Here is a 25,914-nt window from a genome sequence, read left to right as displayed (position 1 = left end):
GCCACGCGGCTTTCACCGCCCTGCACGAACCACATCAGCCGATCAAGCCGGCCAGATTTCTCCACACGCCGAACGTGCCGAGATCGTTGAGCGTAACGAACAGCGCGAGCGCCAATATTGCGATCATGCCGCCACGATAGGCCCATTCCATAACCTGCGGCTCCACCGGGCGACGACGGACGGCTTCCACTGCGTAGAACAACAGATGGCCGCCATCCAGCACCGGAACTGGCAACAGGTTGATGAATCCCAGATTAATCGAAATGAACGCGATCAGGCTCACCAACGCGAGAGGTCCCATAGCGAGACTCTCGCCCGATACCTGCGCGATTTTAAGCGGCCCGCCAAGCTCGCTGACCGGAATCTGGCCAAGAATGATGCGCTTCAGGCCCTCGACCATCAGCTGCACCGTCTCGACGGTCTGCGAAATGCCCACCAGCGGGGCCTCCCACAGCGGCACCGGCCGCACCACCGGCGCGCCTGGGCCCACGCCCAGCATCCCGCGGTGGCTGACATTGCCGAAGCGATCCTTGAGCGCGAGCGAGCCGATCACCGCCTCCACGCGCTGGGCCTGGCCCGCGCGCTCGAAGTCGATCACCACCCGCTCGCCGGCCCGCATGACCGTGAACACGCCCATGTCGGTGAAGTCGCCGATATGCTGGCCGTTCAGCGCCACGATGCGGTCGCCCGGCTGCAGGCCGGCAGTGGCGGCGGCGCTCTTCGGCGCAACCGTGCCGATCACCGCGGGCGTGACGTTCTGGCCATAGGCGAAGGCGAAGGCCGCGAAGATCACGATCGCGACGATGAAATTCATGATCGGCCCGGCGGCGACGACGATCGCGCGCTGCCACAGCGGCTTGGCCTGGAAGGTCTTGGCACGCTCGGCGGCGGGCAACGCGAGCCATTCGGGCGAAGGCTGGCTGGCCGGGTTCATGTCGCCGGCGAAGTGGACATAGCCGCCGAACGGCAGCCAGCCGAACTTCCAGCGCGTGCCGCGCTTGTCGGTGAAGCCCGCGATCTCGCGGCCGAAGCCGATCGCGAACTCGTCCGCCTTCACGCCGAACCAGCGTCCGGCGAGGTAATGTCCGAGCTCATGCAGGAAGACAAGCGGTCCTAGCACCAGCACGAATGCGAGTATGGTAACCAGGATGCCGGGATTTTGAATCAAGCGACGCCGTCCTTCACACGCTCGCCCGCGATCCGCCTAGCCTCGGCGTCGATTGCCCAAACGGCTTCGAGGCTTTCCGGAGCGACCGGGTCATAGCGAGCAAGCGTATCGGCAGAGATTGCGGCAATTTCAAGAAAGTTGAGCCGACCCGAAAGGAAGGCCGCCACGGCCACTTCATTTGCCGCGTTGAGGATCGCCGGGCGAGCGCCGCCGGCCTCCAATGCCTCGCGCGCCAGCCGCAATGCGGGGAAGCGCACGGCGTCCGGTGCCTCGAAGTCGAGCCTTGCCATTGCCACAAAGTCGAGCGGCGGCATCGGCGTCGCCATCCGGTCGGGCCAGGCGAGCGTGTGCGCGATCGGCACCCGCATGTCCGAAGGGCCCAACTGGGCCAGTACCGATCCGTCGACATATTCCACCATCGAGTGGATAACCGACTGGCGATGCACGAGTATTTCAAGCTTGTGATGTTCAACGGGGAACAGCCGCGCCGCCTCGATCAGCTCGAGCCCCTTGTTCATCAACGTCGCCGAATCGACCGAGATCTTGGCGCCCATCGACCAATTGGGATGCGCGCAGGCCTGGGCCGGCGTCACGTCGCCCATCGCTTCGAGGTCCCAATCGCGGAACGGCCCGCCGCTCGCGGTCAAGATGATCCGTCTTACGCGCTCCGGGCGCTCGAAATCGAAGCACTGGAAGATCGCGTTGTGCTCCGAATCGGCGGGCAGGATCGTGGCGCCGTGGCGTCGTGCCGCCGCGGTCACCAGGTCGCCGGCCGAGACCAGCGGCTCCTTGTTGGCGAGCACCACGGTGCCGCCCTGCTCGATCGCCGCCATTGCCGAGCCGAGGCCGGCCAGCCCGACGATCGCCGCCATCGTCCAGTCCGCGCCCATCCGCGCGGCGTCGCATACCGCTTCCGCACCGCCCGCGGCGGTGATCCCCGTCCCCGCCAGCCGCTCCGTGAGCGCCGGCAGGCAGCTTTCATCGGCCACCACCGCATGCCGGGCGCGCGTGCGGATCGCCGCCGCTGCAAGCTTCTCGACATCGCAATTGGCGGTGAGCGCGACGACCTCAAAGCGCTCGGGCTCGCGCTCGATCAGGTCGAGCGTCGAGCTGCCGACCGAGCCGGTAGCCCCCAGAATCGTGACGGTTTTCATCGAACCAGCCAGAGCACCAGCAGCGCCGCCACCGGGGCGGACACGACCAGCCCGTCGAGCCGGTCCATCACGCCGCCATGACCGGGCAGCAGATTGCCCGAGTCCTTCACGCCCGCTAGGCGCTTCAAATGGCTTTCGAGCAAGTCGCCGAGCTGCGACAGCGCGGCCAGCGCCGGTGTTGCCCAGGCCAGCGCCACGGGCAGGCCGAACAGCCAGACGAGCAGGAAGGCGAACAGCGTAGCCCCCGCCACGCCGCCCAGGAACCCGGCCCAGGTCTTGTTGGGACTGATCGCCGGGGCCAGCTTGGGTCCGCCGATCGCGCGCCCGGCGAAATAGGCGGCGCTGTCGCATGCCCATACCAGCGCCATCGCCCAGAAGGTCAGCAACAGCCCTTGCACCGGCTGCTCGCGGATCAGCACCAGCGCCAGCACCGGCAGCCCGACATAGAAGGCGCCCAGCGCCAGTTGCCCGCCGCGCGTCACGATCGCCAGGAAGAAGAACACGCCAATGATCAGGCCCAGCGCGAGGAAACCCGGCCCCGCGGCGAGTCCCGGCGCCATCGCCGCGAGCGGCACCGACATCGCATATTGCGCCAGCTTGCGGCCGCGCGGATTGGCCCCGGCCAGCGTCGCCCATTCGCCCATCATCAGCACGCCGGCGAAGCACACCACCGCCCAGAAGCCCAGCCCGCCGGCGTACAGCGCGGCACCGGCCAGCCCGATCAGCAGCAACGCGACACCCAGCCGGGTGGTAAGCTCGGAGCCCTTCTTGGTCACAGGCCCCCGAAGCGTCGCTGGCGCTTGCCGAACTCGCCGAGCGCCTGCGTGAGCGCCTTCTCGTCGAAGTCCGGCCACAGCGTGTCGACGAACAGCAATTCGGCATAGGCCGCCTGCCACAGCAGGAAATTGGAGAGCCGCTGCTCGCCCGAGGTGCGGATCAGCAGGTCGAGCGGCGGCAGGTCGCCGGTATCGAGCGCCGCCTCGAACGCCTTCTCGTTGATGCTGGCGGGATCTATCTCCCCTGCCCGCACCTTCTCGGCGAGAAGGCGGGCGGCATCGGCCAGCTCGGCCTGCGCGCCATAGTTGAGCGCGATCACCAGCGTCGGCCCCGGATTGCTCGCGGTGCGCGCCACCGCGCCCTCGATCATCGCGACGAGATCGGGGGAGAGCTGGCGCCACGCGCCGATGATCCGCAGCTTCACGCCCTCGGAGACCAGCTCGTCGAGCTCGCTCGCCAGGAAGTGGCGCAGCAGCCCCATCAGGTCGCGGACCTCTTCCTCCGGCCGCCGCCAGTTCTCCGAGGAGAAAGCATAGAGCGTCAGGACTTCGATGCCGAGCTTGCGCGCCGCGCGGCTGATCCGCCGCACCGCTTCGACGCCCTGCTTGTGCCCGGCGATCCGCGGCAGCAGCCGCTTCTTCGCCCAGCGGCCATTGCCGTCCATGATGATGGCGACATGGCGCGGGGGTGCAGCACCCTCTGAAACGAGCGCAGGCTTAGCGGCCACCGAACGCCCCATTGACGTCATTCCGGCAAGAAACAGGCAGGGCGCGCGCCGGCATCACTTGCCCAGGATTTCCTTTTCCTTGGCGCTCGCCGCCGCGTCGATCTCCACGATCGTGGCGTCGGTCAGCTTCTGCACCTCGGTCTCGTGGCGCTTGCGCTCGTCCTCGCCGAACACGCCCTTCTTCTCGTCGGTCTTCAGGTTGTCATTGCCGTCGCGGCGCACGTTGCGCACCGCGATGCGGGCCTTCTCGGCATATTGGCTGGCGAGCTTGGCGAGCTCCTTGCGGCGCTCCTCGGTCAGGTCCGGGATCGGCAGGCGCAGCGTCTGGCCGTCGGTGATCGGGTTGAGGCCGAGGCCGGCCGAGCGGATCGCCTTTTCGGCCGGGCCGACGTTCGACTTGTCCCACACCGTGACCGAGAGCAGGCGCGGCTCGGGCGCGGCGACGGTCGCCACCTGGTTGAGCGGCATGTGTGCGCCATAGACCTCGACCGTCACCGGATCGAGCAGCGCGATCGATGCGCGGCCCGTGCGCAGACCCTGCAGGTCATGCTTGAGCGACTCCACCGCGCCGTTCATCCGGCGCTCGAGGTCGGCCTTGTCATATGCGGCCATTTTCGGCTCCTCTTATGCGTATTGGGGTTCGTTCTGGACGATCGTCGAGGTGCCCTCGCCGCTGATCACGCGGGTAAGGTTGCCCTCGTCACGGATGTTGAACACCACGATCGGGATATTGTTGTCGCGGCACAGCGCGACGGCGGAGGCGTCCATCACCTTCAGATTGTCTGCGAGGACGCGGTCGTAACCCAGCGTATCGTAACGCTTTGCGGTCTTCACCTTCTTCGGGTCGGCATCATAGACGCCGTCCACGCTGGTGCCCTTGAACAGCGCGTCGCAGTTCATTTCGGCCGCGCGCAGCGCCGCGGTGGTGTCGGTGGTGAAGAACGGCAGGCCGGTGCCCGCGGCGAAGATCACGACGCGGCCCTTCTCCATGTGCCGCTCGGCGCGGCGGCGGACATAGGGCTCGCAAACAGACGCCATCGGGATCGCCGACTGGACGCGCGTGTCGACGCCGATCTTCTCGAGCGCGTTCTGCATCGCCAGCGCGTTCATCACCGTGGCGAGCATGCCCATGTAATCGGCGGAGGCGCGGTCGAAGCCCTGCGCGGCGCCCGCAAGCCCGCGGAAGATGTTGCCGCCGCCCACGACCATGCAGATCTCGAGCCCGCTGTCCTTGGCGTCCTTCACTTCGAGCGCCACGCGCTCGCAGGTGTCCGGGTCGATGCCGAACTGCCCCTGTCCCATCAGGACCTCGCCCGAGAGCTTCAGAAGAATGCGTTTGAATCGGGGGACGGTCATGCAAGCCTTTTGGTAACGCTGGATACGGGAGCGGCGCAGACCTTAGAGGTGCCGCGCCGCCCGAACAAGCCAAGAAGGACCGTAATCTTCGGCGGATCGGCAGGTCAGCCGATCGGCAGCGGCGTCCCGATGCGCACCTGCCCGCTGCTGAGACAGCCGGGTGGCTGGTCGTTCCACACCAGGATCAGCTGCGCGACGAACAGGGTGATCTTGGTGAGCATGAAGGCCAGCCACGCCGCAGTGCTGGGGTTGGGCACGACCAGTTCGAGGAAGGTAACCAGCAGGCTGGCGCTGAAGAACAGGAAGTCCCAGAAGCTGAGTTCCTTCAGCAGCGAGGTGATCAGGCTCTTGAAGCCCCCGGTCTGGTAGAGCAGCCGGACGAAGGCGACGATCGAGCGCGCGCTGATCTCCTCCTGCAGCACCGTCGCCGCGGCCATGGCCGCGCGCGGATAGCGGGTGAAGTAGCGCGAGACCGCCTGGCTGACCTTCTGGCTCGACAGCGGCACGCCCAATATGCCGAGGATGCCGAAGAGGATCGTGCTGCCGAGCGAGATGTACCACAACCCGCACGGGGTGACCGCATCACGGGCGAATCGCAGTACCTCGTAATCGCCGTCGACGTCGTGGAAATAGATCGACGCGTGGTCGCCTTCATAGCCGTAGCTGAACGTCCCCGGCAGCCGCTCGCCGCGTGCCACGGCGGCCTGGGCCTGCTCGAGCGCGGCGCGCTGGCCGGCGATCGCGGCCTGCCGCACCGCCTGCGGAGTGTGCGCCGGCAGGATCGCCTTCAGCCCCGCGATCGCCTTCTCGATGTCGCGCTCGGTGATCGGCAGCGTCGGGCGATAGGGCGGCAGCGCCGATGCGCCAGCGAGCAGCCTCCCCTTTTCGCGCGCGAACGACGCCGCGCCGGCGCTCTCGCCGCTCAGCCCGCGCGGAACCGGCACGTACAGCGTGCCCGGGAGCGGACCGTTGACCGAGATCAGCGACACCTGGCTCACCTGGTCGACGCTGAACTCGGCGAGGTCGAACGAGGCAATGCAGCCTTCCTCCTCGAACGGCAGCGCGCTGGCATATTGCTCGAGCTGGCTCGCGGTGAGGGCGATGTTCCACAGGTCGACCGTCTGGATCGATCCGGTGAAGGGCATGTCGACGCCCGGCGCATCGGCGATCGGCTCGGCGCCGGCGATGACCGAGGTCGCCGGCGCGACCGCGAGCGGCGCCGCCGCGACGCTGGCGACGAGGTCGCCATCGGCATAGAGCCGCAGCATCGTGCCGTCGAAGGTGACCGCGACATTGTGCCACGCCTCCGGGTCGAGCGCACCGCTTGCGACCAGCGAGGTGGTGCCGTGCAGCACGGACAGCACGCCGCCGCCGCTGCCCGGGCCGATCCGCAGCGCGACGCCGCTGCCCAGATCCACCTGCCCCATCCCGAAGATCGCGCCGCTCTGCTCGGCGGCATAGGGAAGATAGACCGCCGCCTGGATCGTATAGGCCGCGCCCGAGGCCGTGACCGGCGCCGCGGGCACCGGGCTGACCCAGCCCATCCCGGGAAAGCGCATCGCCGAGGTGCGGATGCGCTGCTCGGCGCCGCCCGCCCAGGTGAAAGGCAGATCGGCGATCGGCTCGTTCGCCGGCACGTTGCAGAAGCAGAAGGACGCGACGAGCCCGTCCGCCGCCGCACCCGGCGACCAGTTGTAGCTAGCGGCGCTCTCCGCCAGCGCGATGTCGTAGAAGTTGAGCGCCCACAGCGCGAGCGTCGCCTCGCCGCCGCCGACGGTGATCGGCAGGGTTGAGGCCGCGCCGATATTGGAGATGACCGCCTGCCCCACCAGCACGCCGTTGACGTAGAGCGTCATCTGCCCGGCACGCACACCCGTCGCCGCATAGGTGAGCACCACATAATGCTGGCCCGGCAGCAGCGGCTCCTGCGATCGCACCGGCGTGATCTGGCCGACGAACTGCGCCGAGAGATACCCGTTTTGCAGCTTCAGCAGCAGGATGTTCTCCTGCGTCACCAGCGTCACGTCGGGCGCGGCGGCGTCGAACTGGACCCAAAGGCCGATGCTGAAGTCGTGGTTGCCGTCGAACACCACGGGCACGCCGGTGCCCAGGTTGACACTGCCCTCGGGCGGGATCCACGCGACCGCGGCGGACTTCCTCGGCAAGGTCGATGCCATCGCACGTCTCCTGTATCTGACGAATTGCCGGTGCGCCGCCGGCGCGGCTCGGTTTCAAGGGTCTCCGCGGGCGTGCCCGCTCAATCGATCGCGTAGCGATAGGTGTAGTCGCCGAGCAGCAGCAGCACGCCGCTCTCCGCCTCGTCGCCGAGCACGGATGCATCGAGCCCGATCTCCTCGGGGCGGAAGCCGACATGCGCCGCCTTGCTGCTCGAGCTGGCGGCGAGCAGGCAGCTGACCGTGATACTCGCGCCGAAGGGAAGCTGGGCGCCGGCCGGCGTCTGCGCGGTCAGCTGCACCTGCGCGACGAAATTGCCGGGCAGCCGCGATGTCGTCGAGAAGAGGTTGCTCTTCGGATCGCTGGTCATCTGGTTCGCCGGGCCGACCGTCTCCACCAGGTTGATCGCCGGCGCCGGCCCCTCGACCGGGCATACCAGCGACACCACGGTGCCGTCGGGTATCTCCAGGCACGTCACGAGCAGCACATAGATCTCGTGATTGGCGTGCGGATTGGCGATCGTCTGGTAGCCGCTATAGCCCGGCGGCGGCACCGTGTTGATCACGGTGACGTTGCGCCAGGCGATGCCGGGGTGATCCGCCACCCACAGCGCGAAGTCGTGCAGGTCGTCGCCCGAGGGGATGGGATTGGGATCCTCGCTCGTCACGACCTGCGCGATCAGGCAGTAATGCCCCTGGGACGACGAAAGCGGCGGCGGCAACCAGTAGAAGGGCGCATCGCCCACCACGATCTGGTTCGTCGTGGTCGCGGTGAAATTGGCATAGTTGTGCGCGTTCGAGCAGGGAATCCGGTTGTTGATCCACTGGTCGGGCAGAAGCAGCAGCGACGACGGGCAATAATAGAGGTAGACCTGCCCGGTCTGCGCGCCCGGGTAAAGGTTGTCCGCCCGAAGATAGATGTAGTTGTAGTTCTGCTGCTGCAGATTATGATAATAATTATAGGAATTTATCGGCCCATAATAATTATTGGCGTAATATGTCTGATAGTTTGCTACCGGCGTCGTGCCGGCGGGGATGATGTCCGGGGATTGGCTGACCGTGGTTCGGGTCGTGCTGGGGATTTGTCCGGTATCCCCCACGAAATCACGCATGAATATATCGGCATACTGAGTCATGCCATTTCCCCTTCCCCTGTTACGGAAGGGATATATTCCTCGGCATATACTTCAAAACACAGATGCAACCGATATGACTATTGGATTCATTCGCACGAATCCAGGAAGTTAACCAGAATTTATTAGGCGATAATCCGAAGCGAACCGCCCACTACGCCCAAAATTCGGAGGAGACCTACCGGCGACTCGCGGTTCAGCGGCGCATTCCGTCCGCTCCCGGCGCAAACCGGCCGGACCTCATCCCCCGCTTCGGCGACTTTGCTGCCAGGCGAGCGTCAGTGCCCAGAGCAGCATCACGGCCACGATCCCCAGCGCCGCCAGCAGCACGATCACGATCGCCCCCGTCGGTTCGCCATTGGTCGCCCGCACCCCGCTCTGGAGCAGATCGATCCGCCCGAACACGCTGCGCCAGCCAAAGCCCAGCGCATAGGCCCAGCCGGCGGCGAGCAGCCCCGCCGCGCTCCCCGGGCGCACGCTCAGCGAGCGAAACCCGCCGAGCAGCATAAGCGCGTTGCAGACATAGTCGACGAGCAGCGCCTGGAGCGGCTGCCCCCAAGTGAGGTGATACCAGGTCTCGAGCGTGAAGTGCGTCGCCGCGGCGACCAGCGTGAGCACCGCCAGCGCCGTCTCGGACCGCGCGCGCATCAGCCGATTCGGCGCATCAGACGCCGCCGCAGCTGGCCCATGCCGGCCGCGACCACGATCACCAGCATCATCGTCCATTGGCTGGTCCCCGCGCCGATCGTCAGCCCGACGACGCAGAACATCAGCGGGATCAGCAGCAGCCCCGCCAGCCGGAACCAGCGCTCGCCGCGGCCGATCTCGGGATAGACCAGGTCGCGCAGCAGCGCGGCATAGCCCCAGAGCAGCGCCTGGGCGACGCCGCTCGCCGCGACCAGGAAGGAATAGAAGCGCATCGCGCGGTTCGGCCCGTGCTCGGCAACCAGCGCGGTGCCGAAGGGCGTGAGGCAGATCAGGCAGAGCAGGATCAGCGTCAGCGCCGTATAGGGCCCGTCGACCCGCTGCAGCCGCGCAACGATCGCGCGGTTGTTCACCCAGAAAAAGGCGATGACGAGGAAGCTCAGCGCAAAGCCGAACAGCGCGCGCCAGCTCTGCGCGAGCAGGTCGAGCATGTCGCCATTCCATTCGTGCGGCGGCCTGACTTCCAGCGCGAGCAGGGTCATCGCGATCGCGAACACCCCATCGGAAAGCATGATCAGCCGATCGAACCAATGTCGCTCGAGCCTGCGCGTCAACGGCTCGTGCGTGTCCAGCGATTCGGGTTCGCTCATCCCTGCCTCCCCTTGGCCCTGGCAAACAGACTACACGTCCCTCCGCCAAGTCGAGAAGCCCCAAACGCAAACGGGCGCCGCCACCCGGAGGTGACAGCGCCCGCGCATCAGGTCCGGGAAGACCTTACTTGGTGAGGCCGGCAGTCGCAGCCACTTCGGCGGCGAAGTCGCTCTCTTCCTTCTCGATGCCTTCGCCGAGCTGGAAGCGGACATAGTCCTTGAGCGCGATCGCGCTGCCGGCGTCCTTGGCCGCCTTGGCGATCACGTCCTGGACCGGGGTCTTGCCGTCCATGACGAACGCCTGGGTGAGCAGCGCGTTCTCCTTCTTGAACTTCTCGATCGGCCCGTTGAGGATCTTCTCGGCGACTTCGGCCGACTTGCCGACGATCTTCTCGGCGTTCTTCTCGCGCAGGATCGCAGCCTCGCGCTCGACGACTTCCGGATCGAGGTCCTCGACCGACAGCGCCAGCGGGAAGGCGGCGGCGATGTGCATCGCCAGTTGCTTGCCCAGCGGCTCGAGCACGTCGACGCCGGCATCGCTCTCGAGCGCGACGAGCACGCCGATCTTGCCCAGGCCCGGGGCCTGCGCATTGTGGACGTACGGGATCACCGCGCCCTGCGAGACCTGCACCAGCTTGGCGCGGCGCAGGACCTGGTTCTCGCCGATCGTCGAGATGTTGTTGGTGAGGACTTCCTCGACGGTGCCGCCGGCCGGCAGCTGCGCGGCCTTGAGCGCCTCGATGTCGTCACCCTTCTCGAGCGCGACCGCGGTCACGTCGCGGACGAAGCCCTGGAAGATCTCGTTCTTGGCGACGAAGTCGGTCTGCGAGTTCACTTCGACGGCCACGCCCTTGGTGCCGGCGACGGCGACGCCGACCAGGCCTTCAGCGGCGGTGCGGCTCGACTTCTTGGCAGCGGCGGCGAGGCCCTTCGAGCGCAGCCAGTCGCTGGCGGCTTCGATGTCGCCATTGGTCTCGGTGAGCGCCTTCTTGCAATCCATCATGCCGGCGCCGCTCTTTTCGCGGAGCTCCTTCACGGCTGCAGCGGTGATCTCGGCCATGTGTATTTCCTCTAGCTTGGCTGGCCGGAGTCCGGTCCGGCCATATGTAAAACCCGTTCGCCCTGAGCTTGTCGAAGGGCCGTTCTTTCTTGCCGCGCGCCGGAAGGAAGACGGTGCTTCGACAAACTCAGCACGAACGGGGGAAAGGATCGGCGCCTTCGAACTGACGGGCCGCCTAGTGCGTCCCTATGTCAGTTCGAAGACAGCCGGTTTCAACTCACGCGTCGATCTGACGCTCGCCCTCGGCAGCCTGCTCGGCAGTCTCGGCCGGGGCGGCGACTTCGAGCGCCGGCTCGACCGGAGCGACTTCCTGCGCGCCGAGGTCGACGCCGAAGCTCGCCTGGCGGTCCTGGTTGCCGCGGGTCGCCGCGATGGCGATCGCTTCGCAGTACAGGCGGATGGCGCGCGAGGCGTCGTCGTTCGCCGGAACCGGGAAGGCGATGCCGTCCGGGCTCACGTTCGAATCGAGGATCGCGACGACGGGGATGCCGAGCGTGTTGGCTTCCTTGATCGCCAGCTCTTCCTTGTTCGCGTCGATCACGAACATGATGTCGGGAACGCCGCCCATGTCGCGGATGCCGCCGAGCGAAAGCTCGAGCTTGTCCTTCTCGCGGGTGAGCTGGAGGACTTCCTTCTTGGTGAGGCCCGCGGTGTCGCCCGAGAGCTGCTCTTCGAGCGCCTTCATGCGCTTGATCGAGCCCGAGATGGTCTTCCAGTTGGTGAGCATGCCGCCCAGCCAGCGATGGTTGACGAAGTGCTGGCCCGAACGGCGCGCTGCCTCGGCGATCGGCTCCTGCGCCTGGCGCTTGGTGCCGACGAACAGGACCTTGCCGCCGCCGGCGACAGTCGAGCTGACGAACTCGAGCGCGCGCGCGAAGAGCGGCACGGTCTGCGAGAGGTCGATGATGTGGACGCCGTTGCGATCGCCGAAGATGTAGGGCTTCATCTTCGGGTTCCAGCGGTGGGTCTGGTGGCCGAAGTGCGCGCCCGATTCGAGCAATGCCTGCATGGAGACGACAGGTGCCGCCATAGGGATATATCCTTCCGGTTGAGCCTCTGGGAAGCGAGTGACCGGACTGCGTCCGGCACCGGGTTATGATGCTTCCCATGCGGTTTGAGAGCGGCGCCCCTAATCGAAAGCGCCGTGCAGTGCAAGTGGGGTGTCACGCACCCCGGTTCAAGCGCCGTTCCGCAAAATAGGAACAAGCGAAGAACATGCGCTTGACACGGGAACGTTAACGGAACATAAACGGCTCAGAACGCGGACAGGGAACGTCAGCGGGCGCCAAGGGGTTGGAATCATTGGATTCCCGCCAGGTACGGCGTGTTTTGGGAGCCAAGTGATGACTGCACTGCTTACCGTCCTGCTGTTCGGCACCGCCTTCGTCGTTGCGGTGTGGACGATCTTCGCATCGATTGCGAACCAGCTTCCCCGCATGCGCGAGCTGCTCGGCCAGACTGCCCAGCCCCTGCCGGCGCTGGTGCCGACCCGCGTTACGGTGCGCTATGCGGCTCCGGCGCGTCGCCCCGCGCCGTTCCCGCTTCGCGCAGCTGCCTGATCCGGCGATAGTTGCGCATGCTGAGCGGGATCGAGGCGGCATAGAGCGCCGCGATCAGCGCCAGCGTCGGCCAGGGCGCGGCCACCAGTGCCGCGACGAGCACCACCAGCACCGCGATCGCCTCGAAGCGGATGCGCTGCTTCAGCCGGACGTGCGGCGCGAAGGTGGCGACGCTCGAGATCATCAGCACCGCGACCAGCGCCGTCCAGGGCGCGACCACGATTGGCGAGCGCAAGTGCGGCTCTTCGGTGAACAGCCACAGATAAAGCGGCAGCAGCGCCAGCACGGCGGCAGCGGGCGCCGGCACGCCGGTCAGGAAGCCCGCGGACTTGTGCGGCTGCTCCTCGGCATCGATCTGCGCGTTGAACCGCGCCAGGCGCAGCGCGCAGAACAGCGCATGGACCAGCGCGATCATCCAGCCGAAGCGCCCGAGCGCCTGGAGCGACCAGAGGTAGAGGATCATCGCCGGCGCGACGCCGAACGAGATCGCGTCGGACAGGCTGTCGAGCTCGGCGCCGAACCGGCTCTCGCCGCGCACCATCCGGGCGACCTTGCCGTCGATCCCGTCGAGCAGCCCGGCGATCAGCACCATCAGCACCGCCAGTTCCCATTTCGCATCGATCGCGAACCGGATCGCAGTCAGGCCCGAGCAAAGCGCCAGCGCCGTGATCGCATTGGGCGCGATCGCCCGCAGCGGGATGCCGCGCACCTGGCGCCGCATCCGCCGCATGCGGCGCGGGCGGAGCGTCCGCGGCTCGCGCCCCGTCACTGCGAGATGCCGCTGACGGCGGCAGCCCCCTTCTTGGCGATGATCGTCTCGCCGGCGATCGTGCGCTGGCCGAGCGTGACCTGCGCGACATAGTCCGCGGGCAGGAACACGTCGACCCGGCTGCCGAAGCGGATCAGGCCGACACGCTGGCCGGCAACGACCATGTCGCCCGGCTTGGTGAAGCTCACGATGCGCCGCGCGACCAGGCCGGCGATCTGCGTGAAGCCGATGCGCAGCCCGTTCTTGTCCTCGACGATGAAGTGCTGGCGCTCATTCTCTTCGCTCGCCTTGTCGAGATCGGCGTTGAGGAAGCGGCCCGAGATATAGATGACGTGGCGGATCGTGCCGGTGATCGGGGTGCGGTTCACATGGACGTCGAACACGCTCATGAAGATCGACACGCGCACCATCGGCGCCTCGCCCAGCGCCTGCGGTCCGCGCAGCTCCGGCGGCAGCTCCACCGGCTGGATCATCGTGACCAGCCCGTCGGCGGGCGCCACCAGGATGCCCTCGGCCTGCGGCGTCACCCGGATCGGATCGCGGAAGAACGCCGCGACGCCGAACGCCAGGAACACCAGCGGCCAGGTGATGAAGTCGAACACGAACAGGCTGAGCAGCGCGATCGCGGCCGCGATGGCCACATATTTGCGGCCTTCCGGGTGAATGTCGGGGAAGCGCCACTTCACCGTGGGGGTGCCGAGCGGCGGTTTGTCCAAAGATGCCATCGCAAAGCCTGTAGCTGCGTGTTGCGGCCAACACAACGCACGTGGCGGCGCGTCTTTCCCGAAGCGCCGTTCCGGCCTAGGAGCAGGCATCGTCATCGGAGGGACCGGGATGTTGACGGACGACGCGCCTGGAGCCTTCGCGGAACGCACGCCGCAGCCCTTTTCCCCGCCGCATCCCGAGCCGCTCGAACGCATGCTGCCCTGGCAGGTCCTCGCCCGTGCGATGCGCAACCCGATCGAGGCCTGGCCTCGCGCCCTGTTCGAGGGCACGAGCTGGCGCCCGCCCTTCCCCGGCGCGCCGATATTCCTCACCGATCCTGCCGGCGTGCGCGCCGCGATGGTCGATCATGCCGAGGATTTCCCGCACGGGGCGCTCTGGCGCCGGGTGATGCACCCGGCTTGGGGCGAGGGCCTCGTCACCTCGGAAGGGCCCGAATGGCGCTGGCAGCGCCGCGCCGCCGCACCCCCGTTCCGCGCCGCCCAGATGGCCGCGCTCGCCCCGCGCATGCGCGCCGCCGCCGAAGCCGCGCTCGCACGCTGGCGAACCGCGCTCCAGCCGATCGACATCGCCGTCGAGACCGGCCGCATCGCCTTCGACGTCATCCTCGACACCGTCCTCTCGGGCGGGGAAGATTTCGAGCGCGCGCAGACCGAAGCTCGGGTTCGCGCCTTTCTAGGCCAGCTCGAATATCGCCGGCTGAGCTATCTCTTCCTTCCGGACCGTGCCCATCGCGGCAAGCACAACAAGCCCGCGCCAGAGGCGGCGCTGCTCCGCGCCGATGTCGACCGCATGATCGCCCGTCGCCGTAGCGCCCCGCCGCGCGGCGACCTGGTCGATCTGCTGCTTGGCACTACAGACCCCGAAACGGGCCGCCCGATGGACGACGCCCTGCTGCGCGACAATCTGCTCGGCTTCATCCTGGCGGGGCACGAGACCAGCGCCGTCACGCTTGGCTGGGCGTTGTGGCTCACCGCTATGCACGCCCCCACCGGCACGCGCATCCGCGCCGAGGTCGAGGCGGTCACCGCCGGCGCACCGGTCGATGCCGGGCATATCGATGCGCTCGTCTTCACTCGCCAGGTGATCCAGGAGACGCTGCGCCTCTATCCGCCGGGCTATCAGCTCACTCGCGTCTGTATGCACGACACCGTGATCGACGGCCGCGCGATCCGTGCCGGCACGCGCATCCTGGTGCCCGTGTACGCGCTCCACCGCCACCGCGCGCATTGGCACGCCCCGGACGCCTTCGATCCCGACCGCTTCGCCCCGGGAGAGCCCCAGCCCGACCGGCACCTCTACCTGCCCTTCGGTGCCGGCCCGCGCATCTGCCTCGGCGCCGCCTTCGCGATGACCGAACTGGTCGTGATCCTCGCGACCTTGGCCCGGAGCGCTCGCTTCACGCCGCTGTCGACGCCCTGGCCGGTCGCATCTACCAGCATCCGGCCCGGCGGCGGGCTGCCGATGCGGGTCTCCTTCACCGCCGCGTAACCACCTTTGCCCACAGCTCAACGCCCGCCGATGCGGTGAAATGCAACTGGCGCGCTTGCATGTTCGTTCGAATTGCCCAAATGCCGGGGGCTTGTCTTAAAGTTGCAATAAGGTTGCCCATGCCCGCTTCGACTGCCGCCAAGGCCCGTACGCGTAACCGCCGCGCTGCCGGCACGCCTTCGCCCTGGGGCATGTTCTTCCGCGGCTTCCTCAAGCGGCCGGTGATGGTCGGCGCGGTGGCGCCCTCGTCGCGCTTCACGATCAACAAGATGCTCGCGCCCGTCGATTGGGAAAGCACCAGGCTCTTCGTCGAATATGGCCCGGGCGTCGGCACCTTCACCCGCCCGATCCTCGATCGCCTGGCCCCCGATGCCAAGCTGATCGTGATCGACACCAACCCCGATTTCATCCGCTACCTGAAGCAGAGCATCCCCGATCCCCGCCTGATCGCGGTGCAGGGCTCGGCCGCGGACGTGAAGCAGATCGTCGCCGAGCATGGCTTCGAGCATGCCGATTACATCGCCTCGGGCCTGCCCTTCTCCACTCTCCCGCCGGGCGTGGGCGATGCGATCGCCAAGGCGACGCGCGAAGTGATCCGCAAGGGCGGCGCCTTCCTAGTCTACCAGTACAACCCGCGCGTGAAGAACTTCCTCACCCCGCACTGGTCGCACATCGATCATGCGATGGAGTGGATCAACATCCCGCCCGCGCAGCTCTGGTGGGCCTGGAACGACTGAAACCGGTGTCGGGGGTGACTTGATCCCCCCGCTTCATGCTCCTAGACGCTCGCCAAACCCCTTTCATAGGAACAGCGAGCAATGGCGAAAATCAAGGTTGCAACGCCCGTCGTGGAGATCGACGGCGACGAAATGACGCGGATCATCTGGGAATGGATCCGCGAGCGCCTGATCAAGCCCTATCTCGATATCGACCTGAAATACTACGACCTCTCCGTCGAGAACCGCGACGCGACCGACGACCAGGTCACGATCGATTCCGCCAAGGCGATCCAGCAGTACGGCGTCGGCGTGAAGTGCGCCACGATCACCCCGGACGAGGCGCGCGTCGAGGAATTCAGCCTCAAGAAGATGTGGAAGTCGCCCAACGGCACGATCCGCAACATCCTGGGCGGCGTCGTCTTCCGCGAGCCGATCGTGATCAAGAACGTCCCCCGCCTGGTTCCGGGCTGGACCGATCCCATCGTCGTCGGCCGTCACGCTTTCGGCGACCAGTATCGCGCGACCGATTTCAAGGTGCCCGGCGCCGGCAAGCTCACGATGAAGTGGGTCGGCACCGACGGCAACGAGCTCGAGTACGAAGTGTTCGACTTCCCGAGCGCCGGCGTCGCCATGGGCATGTACAACCTCGACGAGTCGATCCGCGACTTCGCCAAGGCGAGCATGAACTACGCGCTCGATCGCGGCTGGCCGCTCTATCTCTCGACCAAGAACACGATCCTCAAGGCCTATGACGGCCGCTTCAAGGACCTGTTCCAGGAGACCTTCGACGCCGACTTCGCCGACAAGTTCAAGGCTGCCGGCATCGTCTACGAGCACCGCCTGATCGACGACATGGTCGCCTCGGCGCTCAAGTGGTCGGGCAAGTTCGTCTGGGCCTGCAAGAACTATGACGGCGACGTCCAGTCGGACACCGTCGCGCAGGGCTTCGGCTCGCTCGGCCTGATGACCTCGGTCCTCATGTCGCCGGACGGCAAGACGATCGAGGCGGAAGCCGCGCACGGCACCGTCACGCGCCACTATCGCATGCACCAGCAGGGCAAGGCGACCTCGACCAACCCGATCGCGTCGATCTTCGCCTGGACCCAGGGCCTGTCGTTCCGCGGCAAGTTTGACAGCACGCCGGACGTGGTCAAGTTCGCCGAGACGCTCGAGGCCGTCTGCATCGAGACCGTCGAGAGCGGCAAGATGACCAAGGACCTCGCGCTGCTCATCGGGCCGGACCAGGCCTGGATGACGACCGAGCAGTTCTTCGAGGCGATCCGCGAGAACCTCGAGAAGAAGATGGCCGCCTGGGGCTGAGCCCCCCGGCCATCGGCCAGGTGATCTGGGGCATCCCGGCCAGTCCGGGATGCCTTTTTTTCATGCAGGATTCCGCAGATGCTGGTGTAGCTAGCGTGTAGCACAGCCTCGCTAGCCAGGATCCCATGCTGATCGCCCTCGCCCTCCTTGCCGCCGCGCCCGATCCCTATGCCGCCTATGAGACGGCCGCCTTCAAGGCCTGCGACGCCAAGGCGACCGAGCCGATCGTCAGCGCCGGCTGCGCGGAGGTCGAGGCCAGCCGCCAGGATGCGCTGCTCGCCAAGGAGTGGGCGGCGGCGCTCGCCAAGCTGCCCGTCCCGGTCCGCCCGGAAGCGAGCAAGGCCGAGACGGCGTGGCGCCAGTTCCGCGATCTCGACTGCGCGGTGCCGGGCAAGATGGACCTGGGCGCCGGCGATGCCGCCTATTACGTTGCCAGCTGCCGCCTCCACCGCACGATCGAGCGCCGCATGGGCCTGGCCGATTACCCTGAACTCAATGAAGCGGCCGGCCGCTGATGTTCCGGCTGGCCCTCGCCGCCGCGCTCGCGCTAGGCCTACCCGCCGCTGCGCCGGCCAAGGGCGGCCCGCAATTCCCGGCGCTCACCGGCGACGTGGTCGATGATGCGCACGTCCTTTCCGACGCGACCCGCGCGACGCTGACCCGCGAGCTGGCCGACCTGCGCCACAAGACCGGCCACCGGCTGGTCGTCGCCACTATCGCCTCGCTCGAGGGGCTGGAGCCGAACGACTATGGCATCGCGCTCTTCCGCACCTGGCAGGTTGGCCGCAAGGGCGAGGATGACGGCGCGATCCTGTTCATCGCCCCGCGCGAGCGCCCCGGTCACCGCGCCGAACGCATCGAAGTCGGTTACAAGCTCGAGCCGATCCTGACCGATGCCGCTTCGTCGGACATCATCCGGCAGATCCGGCCCCAGCTCGTCGCCGGCAACTATGACGCGGCGATGCTGGCCGGCGAGCGCGCCATCGTCGCGCGCATCTCGGCGCCGGTGGACGGCAAGCCGATCCAGCCCCCGCCCGTACCCGCGCCACCCGCGCCCGAGATGGACTGGGTCGCCTGGGCGATCCTCATCGGCTTCCTCGGCTTCATGGCCGGCATCTTCTGGATTGTGTTCATCGCGGTGCGCGCCGCGATCCGCGCCGCACGCGGTGCGCGGCGACTGGCGGCGGGGAATTTTCCGCACGCCAATCCGCTCGCGGGATTCCAGCAATCGATGCAGGCCGATTTCGACAGGAGCTGGGCAGAGAATACCGCCACGATCGAGCGGCACCGCGCCGAATCAATCGCGCGGATGGAAGCGGCCAAAGCCGAAGCCGCCCGCCGCCCCGCCAGGCCCGGCGCGCCCCAGCCGCAAGGCAGCGACACGTCACCGGAGCCCTTGATCTCGCCTGAGCCGCCGGCGCCACCGATCGATACGGGCTGGACCGCCCCGGACACGAGCTGGACCCCGACTCCGCCCACCGATCCCACCCAATGGGGCTGGGACCCGTCGCCCCCGCCGCCGGTGCCCGATACCAGCTGGCCGGATCCGCCCGCCCCGCCGCCGCCCCCGGCCGATGATTCGGGCAACTATACCGGCGGCTCGGCCGGCGGCGGCGGCGCCGACGATCGCTGGTAGCCCTTTTCCCTGACGCGAGGACCCGAATGAAGACGCTGCTGCTCGCCGCCGCCCTGCTCACCCCTGCGCTTGCTAAGGCGCAGCAGGCGGCGCGCCAGTTCGACCTCCACTGCGCGGGCAAGACCGACTCGGGCAAGCCGGCCAAGCATTGGCTGAGCATCGATACCGGCGCGGACCGCTGGTGCCTCCGCGACGCCGCGCACGGCGCCTGCCAGCTCCAGCCGTTCAGCGGCGACGAGGACGGGCTGAGCGCAACGGCCGACGATCCCGAGGCCAAGCGCAACTACAGCCTCACCCTCGATCGCGGCACGGGCGAATACAGCTATCTCTGGGACTTCGATCCGCATCCGAGCGCGGACGGGCGCGACCCCAAGGTGTCGGTGGAGGAGCATGGCAGCTGCACCGCCCAGCCCTTCACGCCCTATCAGGGCGCGCCGCTCCGTCCCCATGCCGGCGCCCCGACGCCTGCCGGCAAACGGTTCTGATGTCCTTCTCGGCCACCCCGTCCAGCGAAATTCCCGCGCTGGGTTTCCACAAGGCCGCGTTGCCCGATGGCTGGACGGCGAGCTGGCCCGATCTGGTGAGCTGGATGCTGATCGAGGCCGAGCGTCGCTTCGGCCCGCGCGATCCGCGCTGGTTCTTCGCCGGGGTCGAGTTTGCCGACGGGGTCAACCACGTCACTTATCCGCTGGCCGATCGCCCCTTCCACGTCGCGATCCGGCTCACCCGTGCCGCCGCGGCCGATCCAAGGCTCGCCCATTTCGAGCTGGCCCACGAGATCGTCCATCTCCTCTCGCCCTCGGCCAACCCGAGCGCGAGCAACTGCCTGCTCGAGGGCATGGCCGGCGTGTTCCAGCTCGAAATGGCATCGATGGCGGAACTCGGCGTCGGGGTCGGCCCCGGCCCCTATCTCGATGCGATCCAGGCGGTGCTTGCGCTGATCGGCATCGATCCCGGCGCGGTCCGCAAGATCCGCGCCGCATGCCCGGACTTGGCCGCGCTCACGCCCGACGCGCTGCTCGCTATCGTCCCCGCGCTCAGCAAGGCCCGCGCCGAACAGCTCTGTGCCCCATTTCCTGGCGGGCATTGACGCGAAAACGACCGCAAAGTCTTGCAATGGCTGCCTCCCCATGCTGCCTAGGCTCATGATTTTCATCACGCTCCGACCCGCCGCTCCATGCTGACCCTCACCAATAGCGGACTCAGCGATGCGCTGGTGATCCTCGGCGCGGCCGGGCTCGTCATCCCGGCGTTCGCGCGCTTCCGCATCAGCCCGGTCATCGGGTTCATCCTGGTCGGCGCGCTGGTCGGTCCGTTCGGGCTCGGCAGCCTGGTGCCGCGCAATCCCTGGCTCTACCACATCACCATATCGGACGCGCATGCGATCGAGCCGTTCGCCGAGTTCGGCATCATCCTGCTGCTGTTCTCGATCGGCCTCGAGCTTTCGTTCAAGCGGCTATGGTCGATGCGCACCCTCGTCTTCGGCGTCGGCGCGGCGGAGCTGCTCGGCGCCGGCCTGATCCTTGGCGCCGTCCTCTATCTCACCGGGCTGAGCACCGGCGGCGCGATCGGGCTCGGCCTCGCGCTCGCTCTTTCCTCCACCGCGCTCGTCCTCCCGATCGCCGGCACCACCAGCGCGGTCGGCAAGGCGAGCTTCGCGATGCTGCTGTTCGAGGATCTCGCGCTCGTCCCGATCATCTTCCTGCTCGGCGCGCTCGCGCCCAGCGCCGCGGGCGGCGAGGCCGGCTGGATCAAGCTCGCCTCGACGCTCGGCTTCGGCATCGTCACGGTCGCGATCCTGTTCGTCGGCGGCCGGCTGCTGCTCCCGCGCATGTTCGCCCAGGCGGCGCGCACCAAGAGCCCCGAGCTGTTCCTCGCCGCCAGCCTGCTCGTCGTGATCGTCGCCAGCCTCGCCACCACCGCGGCGGGCCTCTCGCCGATCGTCGGCGCGCTGATCGCGGGGCTGCTGATCGCCGAGACCGAATATCACGGCGAGGTCGAAGCGATCACCGCGCCGTTCAAGGGCCTCGCGCTCGGTGTGTTCCTGATCACCGTCGGCATGCGGCTCGACCTCAATTTCGTCCTGCACAACTGGGCGCCGCTGCTCGCCGCCTCGCTGCTGGTGATGCTGGTCAAGGCCGCGGTGACGATGGGGCTGCTCAAGCTCTCCGGCGCGCGCATGGGCACTGCGGCGGAGGCCGGCGTGCTGATGGCCAGTCCGTCCGAGACCACGCTGATCGTGCTCGGCGTCGCCGGTGCGGCCGGTCTGATCTCGCCGAGCACCGCCGCCTTCTGGACCACGGTGACCGCGATCGGGCTCACCGCCACGCCGCTGCTCGCCAAGGCCGGGCGGCTGATCGCCCAGTTGATCGAGCGCTCGAAGACCGAGGATGTGCCCGATGCCGCCCAGGCGCAGGTCCATGCCGGCACCGTGATCATCGGCTTCGGCCGCGTCGGCCGCACCGTGGCGGACATGCTGCGCCGCCACGGCTTGCCCTATATCGGCGTCGATGCCGATATCGACAACGTCAACGCCGCGCGCCGCGGCGGCTACAATGTCCTGTTCGGCGACGTCACCCGTTCCGAGCTGGTCGACCAGCTCAACCTCGGCCATGCCAAGGCGCTGGTGCTGACGATGGACGATCCCGTGCTCACCGTGCGCCTCACCAAGCGCGTGCGCGGCTGGGTGCCCGAGCTGCCGATCATCGCCCGCGCGCGCGATACCGCCCATGCCGCCGAGCTCTACCGTGCCGGCGCCAGCGAGGCGGTGCCCGAGGCGCTGGAGAGCTCGCTCCAGCTCTCCGAAGTGGTGCTGGTCGATCTCGGCCTCGGCGTCGGCCCGGTGATCGCCTCGATCCACGAGAAGCGCGACGAGATGCGCAAGAAGATCAAGGAAGTCGCCGGCATGGAGCGCGAGCCGCGCTTCCGCCGCGTCCGCGTCGAGCGGGGCAATGAGGAATCGGATGTGCCCGCCTGACGGCGATTGCGCTTGCCCGGCGCCGCGGCCCGGCGCATCTCTTGCCGCCTGCTTTTCCTGGGAGTTTCGACGATGATCTTCAGCCTGCTGCTTCTCGCCACCGCCGCTACGGGCCCGGCCGCCGATCCCCTCGCCCCTGCGCGCGAAGGCAAATATCAGTGCGTCGTGCCCAATCTCGAGAAGAAGACCTGCCTCGGCACCACCAGCTACAAGCCCGGGGCCGACGGTTCGTATGAATCGACCACCCAGCTGTTCCTCGCGCCCACCCCGCTGATCACGATGGAGCTGCACACCAGGGGCGGCACCAAGGACGGCAAGCTCTGCGAGACGATCAAGCTCGCCGATTTCCAGGCGGGCATCGTCTATCTCAACGGCAAGCCGGCTGACGACGCCACCTCGAACGCCGTGAAGAGCCAGATGACCGCCGCGGTGAGCGCGCTCGACGGCAAGGCCGCCTGCTCCGAATTCAAGCCTGCCGATGGCGGCCTGCTGCTCAACGAAGTCTCGATCGACGGCACCGCCCGCGCCGATCTCAGCCAGAAGTTCATCTGGGTGAGCGCGAAGGACGGCTACAGCCTGGGAATGTGATGATGCTCGCTGCCCTGCTCCTCCTCGCCGCCCCGGCCGCGCCCGACGCGCTCGACCCTGCCCGTGCGGGCAAGGTCCGCTGCGTCGGCCCGGACAGCCAGGCGCGCACCTGCGCGACGATGGTCCGCTACACGGTGCATCCCGATGGCCGCTTCGATGCGGTGGTGAACGGCGTCGTCTCGAGCGACCCGGTGGTCGTCCTCGAGTACCAGACCTCGGGCCAGATCGAGGACGGCGCCGTCTGCGCGACGGTCCGCCCGATCGATTTCAGCTCGGGCAAGCTCACCAGGGACGGCGCGGCGCTCACGCCCGCCACCGAGACCGCGGTGCGCCAGCGGCTGATGCTCGCGCTCCAGCCGCTCGCCGGCCACAAGCGCTGTTACCGCGACCGGGTCGATGGCGAGGGCCTCGTCTCCGACATCACGATCGACGGGCTGGTGCGCAGCGAGATGAACCAGCGCGCGATCTGGGTCTCGCCCGAGGAAGGCTGGGCGCCGGGGCTGTAACCCCGGCGTAGCGGCTTACGCCGCCGCCAGCGCGGCCTTGACCGCTTCGAGCGCCTCGGCACCCTTGTCGCCGTCCGGCCCGCCGCCCTGGGCCATGTCGGGACGGCCGCCGCCGCCCTGCCCGCCCAGCACCGCCACCGCGACCTTGACCAGGTCGACCGCGCTCGCCGCCACGCCCTCGCTCACGCCGACCGCGACCGAAGCCCGGCCCTCGTTCACCGCGACCAGCGCGACCACGCCGCTGCCGATCCGCGCCTTGGCCTCGTCGACCGCGCCGCGCAGCGCCTTGGGGTCGAGCCCGTCGAGCACCTGGCCGAGGAAGTTGATCCCCGCCACCTGCTCCGGCCCCGCCGCCTGTGCGGCACCGCCGCCGCCCAGCGCCAGCGCCTTCTTGGCCTCGGCCAGCTCGCGCTCAAGCTTGCGCCGCTCCTCGACCAGCGCGGCGACCCGCGCCACGACGTCGTCGGGATTGGTCTTGAGCGCCGCCGCCGCCTCGCGCAGCTGCGCGTCGCGGGCGTTGAGCCACAGCCGCGCGCCCTCGCCGGTCAGCGCCTCGATGCGGCGCACGCCGCTCGACACCGCGCTCTCGGAGACGATCTTGAAGATCGCGATGTCGCCAGTGGCGTTCACGTGCGTGCCGCCGCACAGCTCGACCGAGTAGAAGGCATCGTCGCCCGCACCCATCGAGAGCACGCGGACCTCGTCGCCATATTTCTCGCCGAACAGCGCCATCGCGCCCGCCTGGATCGCGTCCTCGGGCGCCATCAGCCGCGTCTCGACCGCGCCGTTGTGGCGGATCTGCGCGTTCACATCGGCCTCGACATCGGCGATCTCGTCGGCGCTCAGCGCGCTCGGGTGCGAGAAGTCGAAGCGGAAGCGGTCGGGCGCCACCAGGCTGCCCTTCTGCGTCACGTGCCCGCCCAGCCGCTTGCGCAGCGCCGCGTGCAGCAGGTGCGTCGCGGAGTGGTTGGCGCGCACCCGGTCGCGGTGATCGACATCGACGGTGAGCTGCACCGCGTCGCCGACCGCGACCTCGCCGGTCTCGATCTTGGCATGATGCGCATGCAGCCGGCCGAGCGGCTTGGAGGTGTCGTCCACCGCCGCGCTCATCTTGTCGTTCGAGATCACGCCGACATCGCCCATCTGGCCGCCGCTCTCGGCGTAGAAGGGGGTCTGGTTGGTCAGGATGACGACGCTGTCGCCCGCCCCGGCCTTCTCGACCCGCGCGCCGTCCTTGACGATCGCCAGCACCTGGCCCTCGCCCTGCGTGCCCGCATAGCCGGTGAACTCGGTGCCGCCCAGCTCGTCGGCCAGGTCGTACCACAGCTCTTCCGAAGCCTTTTCGCCCGAGCCCTTCCAGGCCGCCCGCGCCGCGCGCTTCTGCTCGGCCATCGCCGTGTCAAAGCCGGCACGATCGACGGTCATGCCCTGGCCGCGCAGCGCGTCCTCGGTCAGATCGTACGGGAAGCCGAACGTGTCGTAGAGCTTGAACGCGGTCTCGCCGGGCAGCACCCCGCCTTCGGTCATGCCCTGCGTCGCCTCGTCGAGCAGGCGCAGCCCGTTCGCCAGCGTCTGGCGGAAGCGCGTCTCTTCCTGCAGCAGCGTCGCCTCGATCAGCGGCTGCGCGCGGACCAGCTCGGGATAGGCAGCGCCCATCTCGGCGACCAACGACGGCACCATCCGGTGCATCAGCGGATCCTTGGCGCCGAGCAGGTGCGCGTGGCGCATCGCGCGGCGCATGATGCGGCGGAGCACATAGCCGCGGCCCTCATTGGCCGGCAGCACGCCGTCCGCCACCAGGAAGCCGGCCGAGCGCAGGTGATCGGCGATCACGCGGTGGCTCGCCTGGTTCTCGCCCGTCGTCGCGGCGCCGGTCAGCGCGCCCGATTCGGCGATCAGCGCCTTGAACGTGTCGGTATCGTAATTGTCGTGAACGCCCTGCAGCACCGCGGCGACGCGTTCCAGGCCCATGCCCGTGTCGATCGAGGGGCGCGGCAGGTCGCCGATGATCTCGTCATTCTCCTGCACGAACTGCATGAAGACGAGGTTCCAGATCTCGACGAAGCGGTCGCCATCTTCCTCAGGCGATCCCGGCGGGCCGCCCCAGATATGGTCGCCATGGTCGTAGAAGATCTCCGAGCACGGCCCGCACGGACCGTCCGATCCCATCGCCCAGAAATTGTCCTTGGTCGGGATGCGGATGATGCGGCTCTCGGGCAGGCCGGCGATCTTCTTCCACAGGTCGAATGCCTGGTCGTCGGTATGATAGACGGTCGCGGTCAGCCGCTCGGCGGGGATGCCCCACACCTTGGTGAGCAGCGTCCAGGCGTGCGTGATCGCCTGCTCCTTGAAATAGTCGCCGAAGGAGAAATTCCCCAGCATTTCGAAGAAGGTGTGATGGCGCGCGGTATAGCCGACATTGTCCAGGTCGTTGTGCTTGCCGCCGGCGCGGACGCACTTCTGCGAGCTGGTCGCGGTCGAATAGGGCCGGCTCTCAAGCCCGGTGAACACGTTCTTGAACGGCACCATGCCCGCGTTGACGAACATCAGGGTCGGATCGTTGTGCGGCACCAGCGGCGCGCTGGCGACACGGGCGTGACCCTGGCTCTCGAAATAGTCGAGGAACGAACGGCGGATATCGTTGGTGGACGTCATATCGGCGACTTAGTTGCGCGCCGCGCATTCCTCAAGCGAAACACTTCGCCGAGCGTGATTGACCGCGGGACTGTGGCGCGGGTGCAATCGGCACCCTATCTCGTGGCGGCCACCAGCCGAGGAGAAT

26 protein-coding genes are annotated in these 25,914 nt (G+C 67.9%); 11 read left to right on the top strand and 15 right to left on the bottom strand.

The window, feature by feature from the left end:
* Positions 1-34 precede the first annotated feature (34 nt).
* The 12 genes from ABLE38_RS17015 to rpsB form a co-directional block, all read right to left on the bottom strand.
* Positions 35-1,168, bottom strand: a complete 1,134-nt coding sequence (locus ABLE38_RS17015) for a M50 family metallopeptidase (RefSeq protein WP_348975439.1) — start codon at positions 1,166-1,168, stop codon at positions 35-37.
* Positions 1,165-2,322 (bottom strand): 1-deoxy-D-xylulose-5-phosphate reductoisomerase, encoded by a 1,158-nt coding sequence (gene dxr / locus ABLE38_RS17010; RefSeq protein WP_348975438.1) that lies wholly within the window; start codon positions 2,320-2,322, stop codon positions 1,165-1,167. Before dxr ends, ABLE38_RS17015 begins: the two co-directional genes overlap by 4 nt.
* Complete coding sequence (locus tag ABLE38_RS17005) at positions 2,319-3,098, bottom strand: phosphatidate cytidylyltransferase (protein WP_348975437.1); 780 nt, start codon at positions 3,096-3,098, stop codon at positions 2,319-2,321. The genes dxr and ABLE38_RS17005 overlap by 4 nt, the downstream gene beginning before the upstream one ends.
* Complete coding sequence (locus tag ABLE38_RS17000) at positions 3,095-3,838, bottom strand: isoprenyl transferase (protein ID WP_348975436.1); 744 nt, start codon at positions 3,836-3,838, stop codon at positions 3,095-3,097. Before ABLE38_RS17000 ends, ABLE38_RS17005 begins: the two co-directional genes overlap by 4 nt.
* Positions 3,839-3,880: 42 nt before the next feature.
* Entirely contained in the window at positions 3,881-4,438 is a 558-nt protein-coding gene (gene frr, locus ABLE38_RS16995; RefSeq protein ID WP_348975435.1) for a ribosome recycling factor, read from the bottom strand.
* Positions 4,439-4,450: 12 nt separating this feature from the next.
* Positions 4,451-5,182, bottom strand: a complete 732-nt coding sequence (pyrH, locus tag ABLE38_RS16990; RefSeq protein WP_348975434.1) for a UMP kinase — start codon at positions 5,180-5,182, stop codon at positions 4,451-4,453.
* Between the two features lie 104 nt (positions 5,183-5,286).
* Positions 5,287-7,359 (bottom strand): LamG-like jellyroll fold domain-containing protein, encoded by a 2,073-nt coding sequence (locus tag ABLE38_RS16985; RefSeq protein WP_348975433.1) that lies wholly within the window; start codon positions 7,357-7,359, stop codon positions 5,287-5,289.
* Positions 7,360-7,439: 80 nt separating this feature from the next.
* Positions 7,440-8,492 (bottom strand): hypothetical protein, encoded by a 1,053-nt coding sequence (locus ABLE38_RS16980; protein WP_348975432.1) that lies wholly within the window; start codon positions 8,490-8,492, stop codon positions 7,440-7,442.
* Positions 8,493-8,729: 237 nt separating this feature from the next.
* Complete coding sequence (locus ABLE38_RS16975) at positions 8,730-9,137, bottom strand: hypothetical protein (protein WP_348975431.1); 408 nt, start codon at positions 9,135-9,137, stop codon at positions 8,730-8,732.
* Positions 9,137-9,784 carry a TMEM175 family protein gene (locus tag ABLE38_RS16970; RefSeq protein ID WP_348975430.1) on the bottom strand — a complete coding sequence of 216 codons (648 nt, stop codon included), beginning with the start codon at positions 9,782-9,784 and terminating at the stop codon, positions 9,137-9,139. The genes ABLE38_RS16975 and ABLE38_RS16970 overlap by 1 nt, the downstream gene beginning before the upstream one ends.
* A 124-nt stretch (positions 9,785-9,908) precedes the next feature.
* The gene (gene tsf / locus ABLE38_RS16965) at positions 9,909-10,844 is read right to left on the bottom strand and encodes a translation elongation factor Ts (protein ID WP_348975429.1); all 936 of its coding nucleotides are present in this window, start codon (positions 10,842-10,844) and stop codon (positions 9,909-9,911) included.
* A gap of 217 nt (positions 10,845-11,061) precedes the next feature.
* Positions 11,062-11,874: a 30S ribosomal protein S2 gene (rpsB, locus tag ABLE38_RS16960; protein ID WP_348975428.1), complete on the bottom strand. Its 813-nt coding sequence runs from the start codon at positions 11,872-11,874 to the stop codon at positions 11,062-11,064.
* A 313-nt stretch (positions 11,875-12,187) separates the two neighbouring features.
* Here rpsB and ABLE38_RS16955 point away from each other — a divergent pair, with 313 nt between their 5' ends.
* Positions 12,188-12,403, top strand: coding sequence for a hypothetical protein (locus ABLE38_RS16955; protein WP_348975427.1), 216 nt, complete (start codon positions 12,188-12,190; stop codon positions 12,401-12,403).
* On the opposite strand, the gene pssA is transcribed toward ABLE38_RS16955, so the two are convergent.
* Both pssA and ABLE38_RS16945 read right to left on the bottom strand, forming a co-directional pair.
* On the bottom strand, positions 12,339-13,133 hold the full coding sequence (gene pssA, locus ABLE38_RS16950) for a CDP-diacylglycerol--serine O-phosphatidyltransferase (RefSeq protein ID WP_348975840.1): 795 nt from the start codon (positions 13,131-13,133) through the stop codon (positions 12,339-12,341). The genes ABLE38_RS16955 and pssA overlap by 65 nt on opposite strands.
* A gap of 35 nt (positions 13,134-13,168) precedes the next feature.
* On the bottom strand, positions 13,169-13,897 hold the full coding sequence (locus ABLE38_RS16945) for a phosphatidylserine decarboxylase (RefSeq protein ID WP_348975426.1): 729 nt from the start codon (positions 13,895-13,897) through the stop codon (positions 13,169-13,171).
* Between the two features lie 109 nt (positions 13,898-14,006).
* On the opposite strand from ABLE38_RS16945, the gene ABLE38_RS16940 reads away from it, so the two are divergent.
* The 10 genes from ABLE38_RS16940 to ABLE38_RS16895 all read left to right on the top strand — a co-directional run bounded on the left by ABLE38_RS16940 (position 14,007) and on the right by ABLE38_RS16895 (position 23,132).
* Positions 14,007-15,386, top strand: a complete 1,380-nt coding sequence (locus ABLE38_RS16940) for a cytochrome P450 (protein WP_348975425.1) — start codon at positions 14,007-14,009, stop codon at positions 15,384-15,386.
* Positions 15,387-15,505: 119 nt separating this feature from the next.
* Positions 15,506-16,123: a methyltransferase gene (locus ABLE38_RS16935; RefSeq protein WP_348975424.1), complete on the top strand. Its 618-nt coding sequence runs from the start codon at positions 15,506-15,508 to the stop codon at positions 16,121-16,123.
* Between the two features lie 81 nt (positions 16,124-16,204).
* A complete protein-coding gene (locus ABLE38_RS16930) occupies positions 16,205-17,425 on the top strand; it encodes an NADP-dependent isocitrate dehydrogenase (protein WP_348975423.1) in 1,221 nt (406 codons plus the stop codon).
* A gap of 125 nt (positions 17,426-17,550) precedes the next feature.
* On the top strand, positions 17,551-17,940 hold the full coding sequence (locus tag ABLE38_RS16925; protein ID WP_348975422.1) for a lysozyme inhibitor LprI family protein: 390 nt from the start codon (positions 17,551-17,553) through the stop codon (positions 17,938-17,940).
* Entirely contained in the window at positions 17,940-19,061 is a 1,122-nt protein-coding gene (locus tag ABLE38_RS16920) for a TPM domain-containing protein (RefSeq protein WP_348975421.1), read from the top strand. The genes ABLE38_RS16925 and ABLE38_RS16920 overlap by 1 nt, the downstream gene beginning before the upstream one ends.
* A gap of 26 nt (positions 19,062-19,087) precedes the next feature.
* Positions 19,088-19,546, top strand: a complete 459-nt coding sequence (locus tag ABLE38_RS16915) for a hypothetical protein (protein ID WP_348975420.1) — start codon at positions 19,088-19,090, stop codon at positions 19,544-19,546.
* Complete coding sequence (locus tag ABLE38_RS16910; protein ID WP_348975419.1) at positions 19,546-20,151, top strand: hypothetical protein; 606 nt, start codon at positions 19,546-19,548, stop codon at positions 20,149-20,151. The genes ABLE38_RS16915 and ABLE38_RS16910 overlap by 1 nt, the downstream gene beginning before the upstream one ends.
* Before the next feature lie 87 nt (positions 20,152-20,238).
* Positions 20,239-22,038, top strand: coding sequence for a cation:proton antiporter (locus ABLE38_RS16905; RefSeq protein ID WP_348975418.1), 1,800 nt, complete (start codon positions 20,239-20,241; stop codon positions 22,036-22,038).
* 72 nt (positions 22,039-22,110) lie between these two features.
* Complete coding sequence (locus ABLE38_RS16900) at positions 22,111-22,626, top strand: hypothetical protein (RefSeq protein ID WP_348975417.1); 516 nt, start codon at positions 22,111-22,113, stop codon at positions 22,624-22,626.
* Positions 22,626-23,132: a hypothetical protein gene (locus ABLE38_RS16895; RefSeq protein ID WP_348975416.1), complete on the top strand. Its 507-nt coding sequence runs from the start codon at positions 22,626-22,628 to the stop codon at positions 23,130-23,132. The genes ABLE38_RS16900 and ABLE38_RS16895 overlap by 1 nt, the downstream gene beginning before the upstream one ends.
* A gap of 15 nt (positions 23,133-23,147) precedes the next feature.
* Here ABLE38_RS16895 and alaS read toward each other — a convergent pair whose 3' ends face one another.
* Positions 23,148-25,787, bottom strand: coding sequence for an alanine--tRNA ligase (gene alaS, locus ABLE38_RS16890; RefSeq protein WP_348975415.1), 2,640 nt, complete (start codon positions 25,785-25,787; stop codon positions 23,148-23,150).
* Positions 25,788-25,914: the final 127 nt, after the last annotated feature.

Source organism: Sphingomonas sp. KR3-1, from assembly GCF_040049295.1.
GTDB lineage: Bacteria > Pseudomonadota > Alphaproteobacteria > Sphingomonadales > Sphingomonadaceae > Sphingomonas.
This window is presented reverse-complemented; position numbering and strand designations above follow the sequence as displayed.

Bases quoted from the DNA above. Each gene is read 5' to 3' on its own strand.
- ABLE38_RS16895 (WP_348975416.1), top strand. From the start codon at position 22,626: ATGATGCTCGCTGCCCTGCTCCTCCTCGCCGCCCCGGCCGCGCCCGAC.
- alaS (WP_348975415.1), bottom strand. From the start codon at position 25,787: ATGACGTCCACCAACGATATCCGCCGTTCGTTCCTCGACTATTTCGAG.
- ABLE38_RS17000 (WP_348975436.1), bottom strand. From the start codon at position 3,838: ATGGGGCGTTCGGTGGCCGCTAAGCCTGCGCTCGTTTCAGAGGGTGCT.
- rpsB (WP_348975428.1), bottom strand. From the start codon at position 11,874: ATGGCGGCACCTGTCGTCTCCATGCAGGCATTGCTCGAATCGGGCGCG.
- pssA (WP_348975840.1), bottom strand. From the start codon at position 13,133: ATGCGGCGGATGCGGCGCCAGGTGCGCGGCATCCCGCTGCGGGCGATC.
- ABLE38_RS16935 (WP_348975424.1), top strand. From the start codon at position 15,506: ATGCCCGCTTCGACTGCCGCCAAGGCCCGTACGCGTAACCGCCGCGCT.
- dxr (WP_348975438.1), bottom strand. From the start codon at position 2,322: ATGAAAACCGTCACGATTCTGGGGGCTACCGGCTCGGTCGGCAGCTCG.
- pyrH (WP_348975434.1), bottom strand. From the start codon at position 5,182: ATGACCGTCCCCCGATTCAAACGCATTCTTCTGAAGCTCTCGGGCGAG.
- ABLE38_RS16940 (WP_348975425.1), top strand. From the start codon at position 14,007: ATGTTGACGGACGACGCGCCTGGAGCCTTCGCGGAACGCACGCCGCAG.
- ABLE38_RS16975 (WP_348975431.1), bottom strand. From the start codon at position 9,137: ATGCGCGCGCGGTCCGAGACGGCGCTGGCGGTGCTCACGCTGGTCGCC.
- ABLE38_RS16905 (WP_348975418.1), top strand. From the start codon at position 20,239: ATGCTGACCCTCACCAATAGCGGACTCAGCGATGCGCTGGTGATCCTC.
- ABLE38_RS16915 (WP_348975420.1), top strand. From the start codon at position 19,088: ATGAAGACGCTGCTGCTCGCCGCCGCCCTGCTCACCCCTGCGCTTGCT.
- ABLE38_RS16955 (WP_348975427.1), top strand. From the start codon at position 12,188: ATGACTGCACTGCTTACCGTCCTGCTGTTCGGCACCGCCTTCGTCGTT.
- ABLE38_RS16900 (WP_348975417.1), top strand. From the start codon at position 22,111: ATGATCTTCAGCCTGCTGCTTCTCGCCACCGCCGCTACGGGCCCGGCC.
- ABLE38_RS16910 (WP_348975419.1), top strand. From the start codon at position 19,546: ATGTCCTTCTCGGCCACCCCGTCCAGCGAAATTCCCGCGCTGGGTTTC.
- ABLE38_RS16980 (WP_348975432.1), bottom strand. From the start codon at position 8,492: ATGACTCAGTATGCCGATATATTCATGCGTGATTTCGTGGGGGATACC.
- ABLE38_RS16945 (WP_348975426.1), bottom strand. From the start codon at position 13,897: ATGGCATCTTTGGACAAACCGCCGCTCGGCACCCCCACGGTGAAGTGG.
- ABLE38_RS16930 (WP_348975423.1), top strand. From the start codon at position 16,205: ATGGCGAAAATCAAGGTTGCAACGCCCGTCGTGGAGATCGACGGCGAC.
- ABLE38_RS16985 (WP_348975433.1), bottom strand. From the start codon at position 7,359: ATGGCATCGACCTTGCCGAGGAAGTCCGCCGCGGTCGCGTGGATCCCG.
- frr (WP_348975435.1), bottom strand. From the start codon at position 4,438: ATGGCCGCATATGACAAGGCCGACCTCGAGCGCCGGATGAACGGCGCG.
- ABLE38_RS16925 (WP_348975422.1), top strand. From the start codon at position 17,551: ATGCTGATCGCCCTCGCCCTCCTTGCCGCCGCGCCCGATCCCTATGCC.
- ABLE38_RS16970 (WP_348975430.1), bottom strand. From the start codon at position 9,784: ATGAGCGAACCCGAATCGCTGGACACGCACGAGCCGTTGACGCGCAGG.
- tsf (WP_348975429.1), bottom strand. From the start codon at position 10,844: ATGGCCGAGATCACCGCTGCAGCCGTGAAGGAGCTCCGCGAAAAGAGC.
- ABLE38_RS16920 (WP_348975421.1), top strand. From the start codon at position 17,940: ATGTTCCGGCTGGCCCTCGCCGCCGCGCTCGCGCTAGGCCTACCCGCC.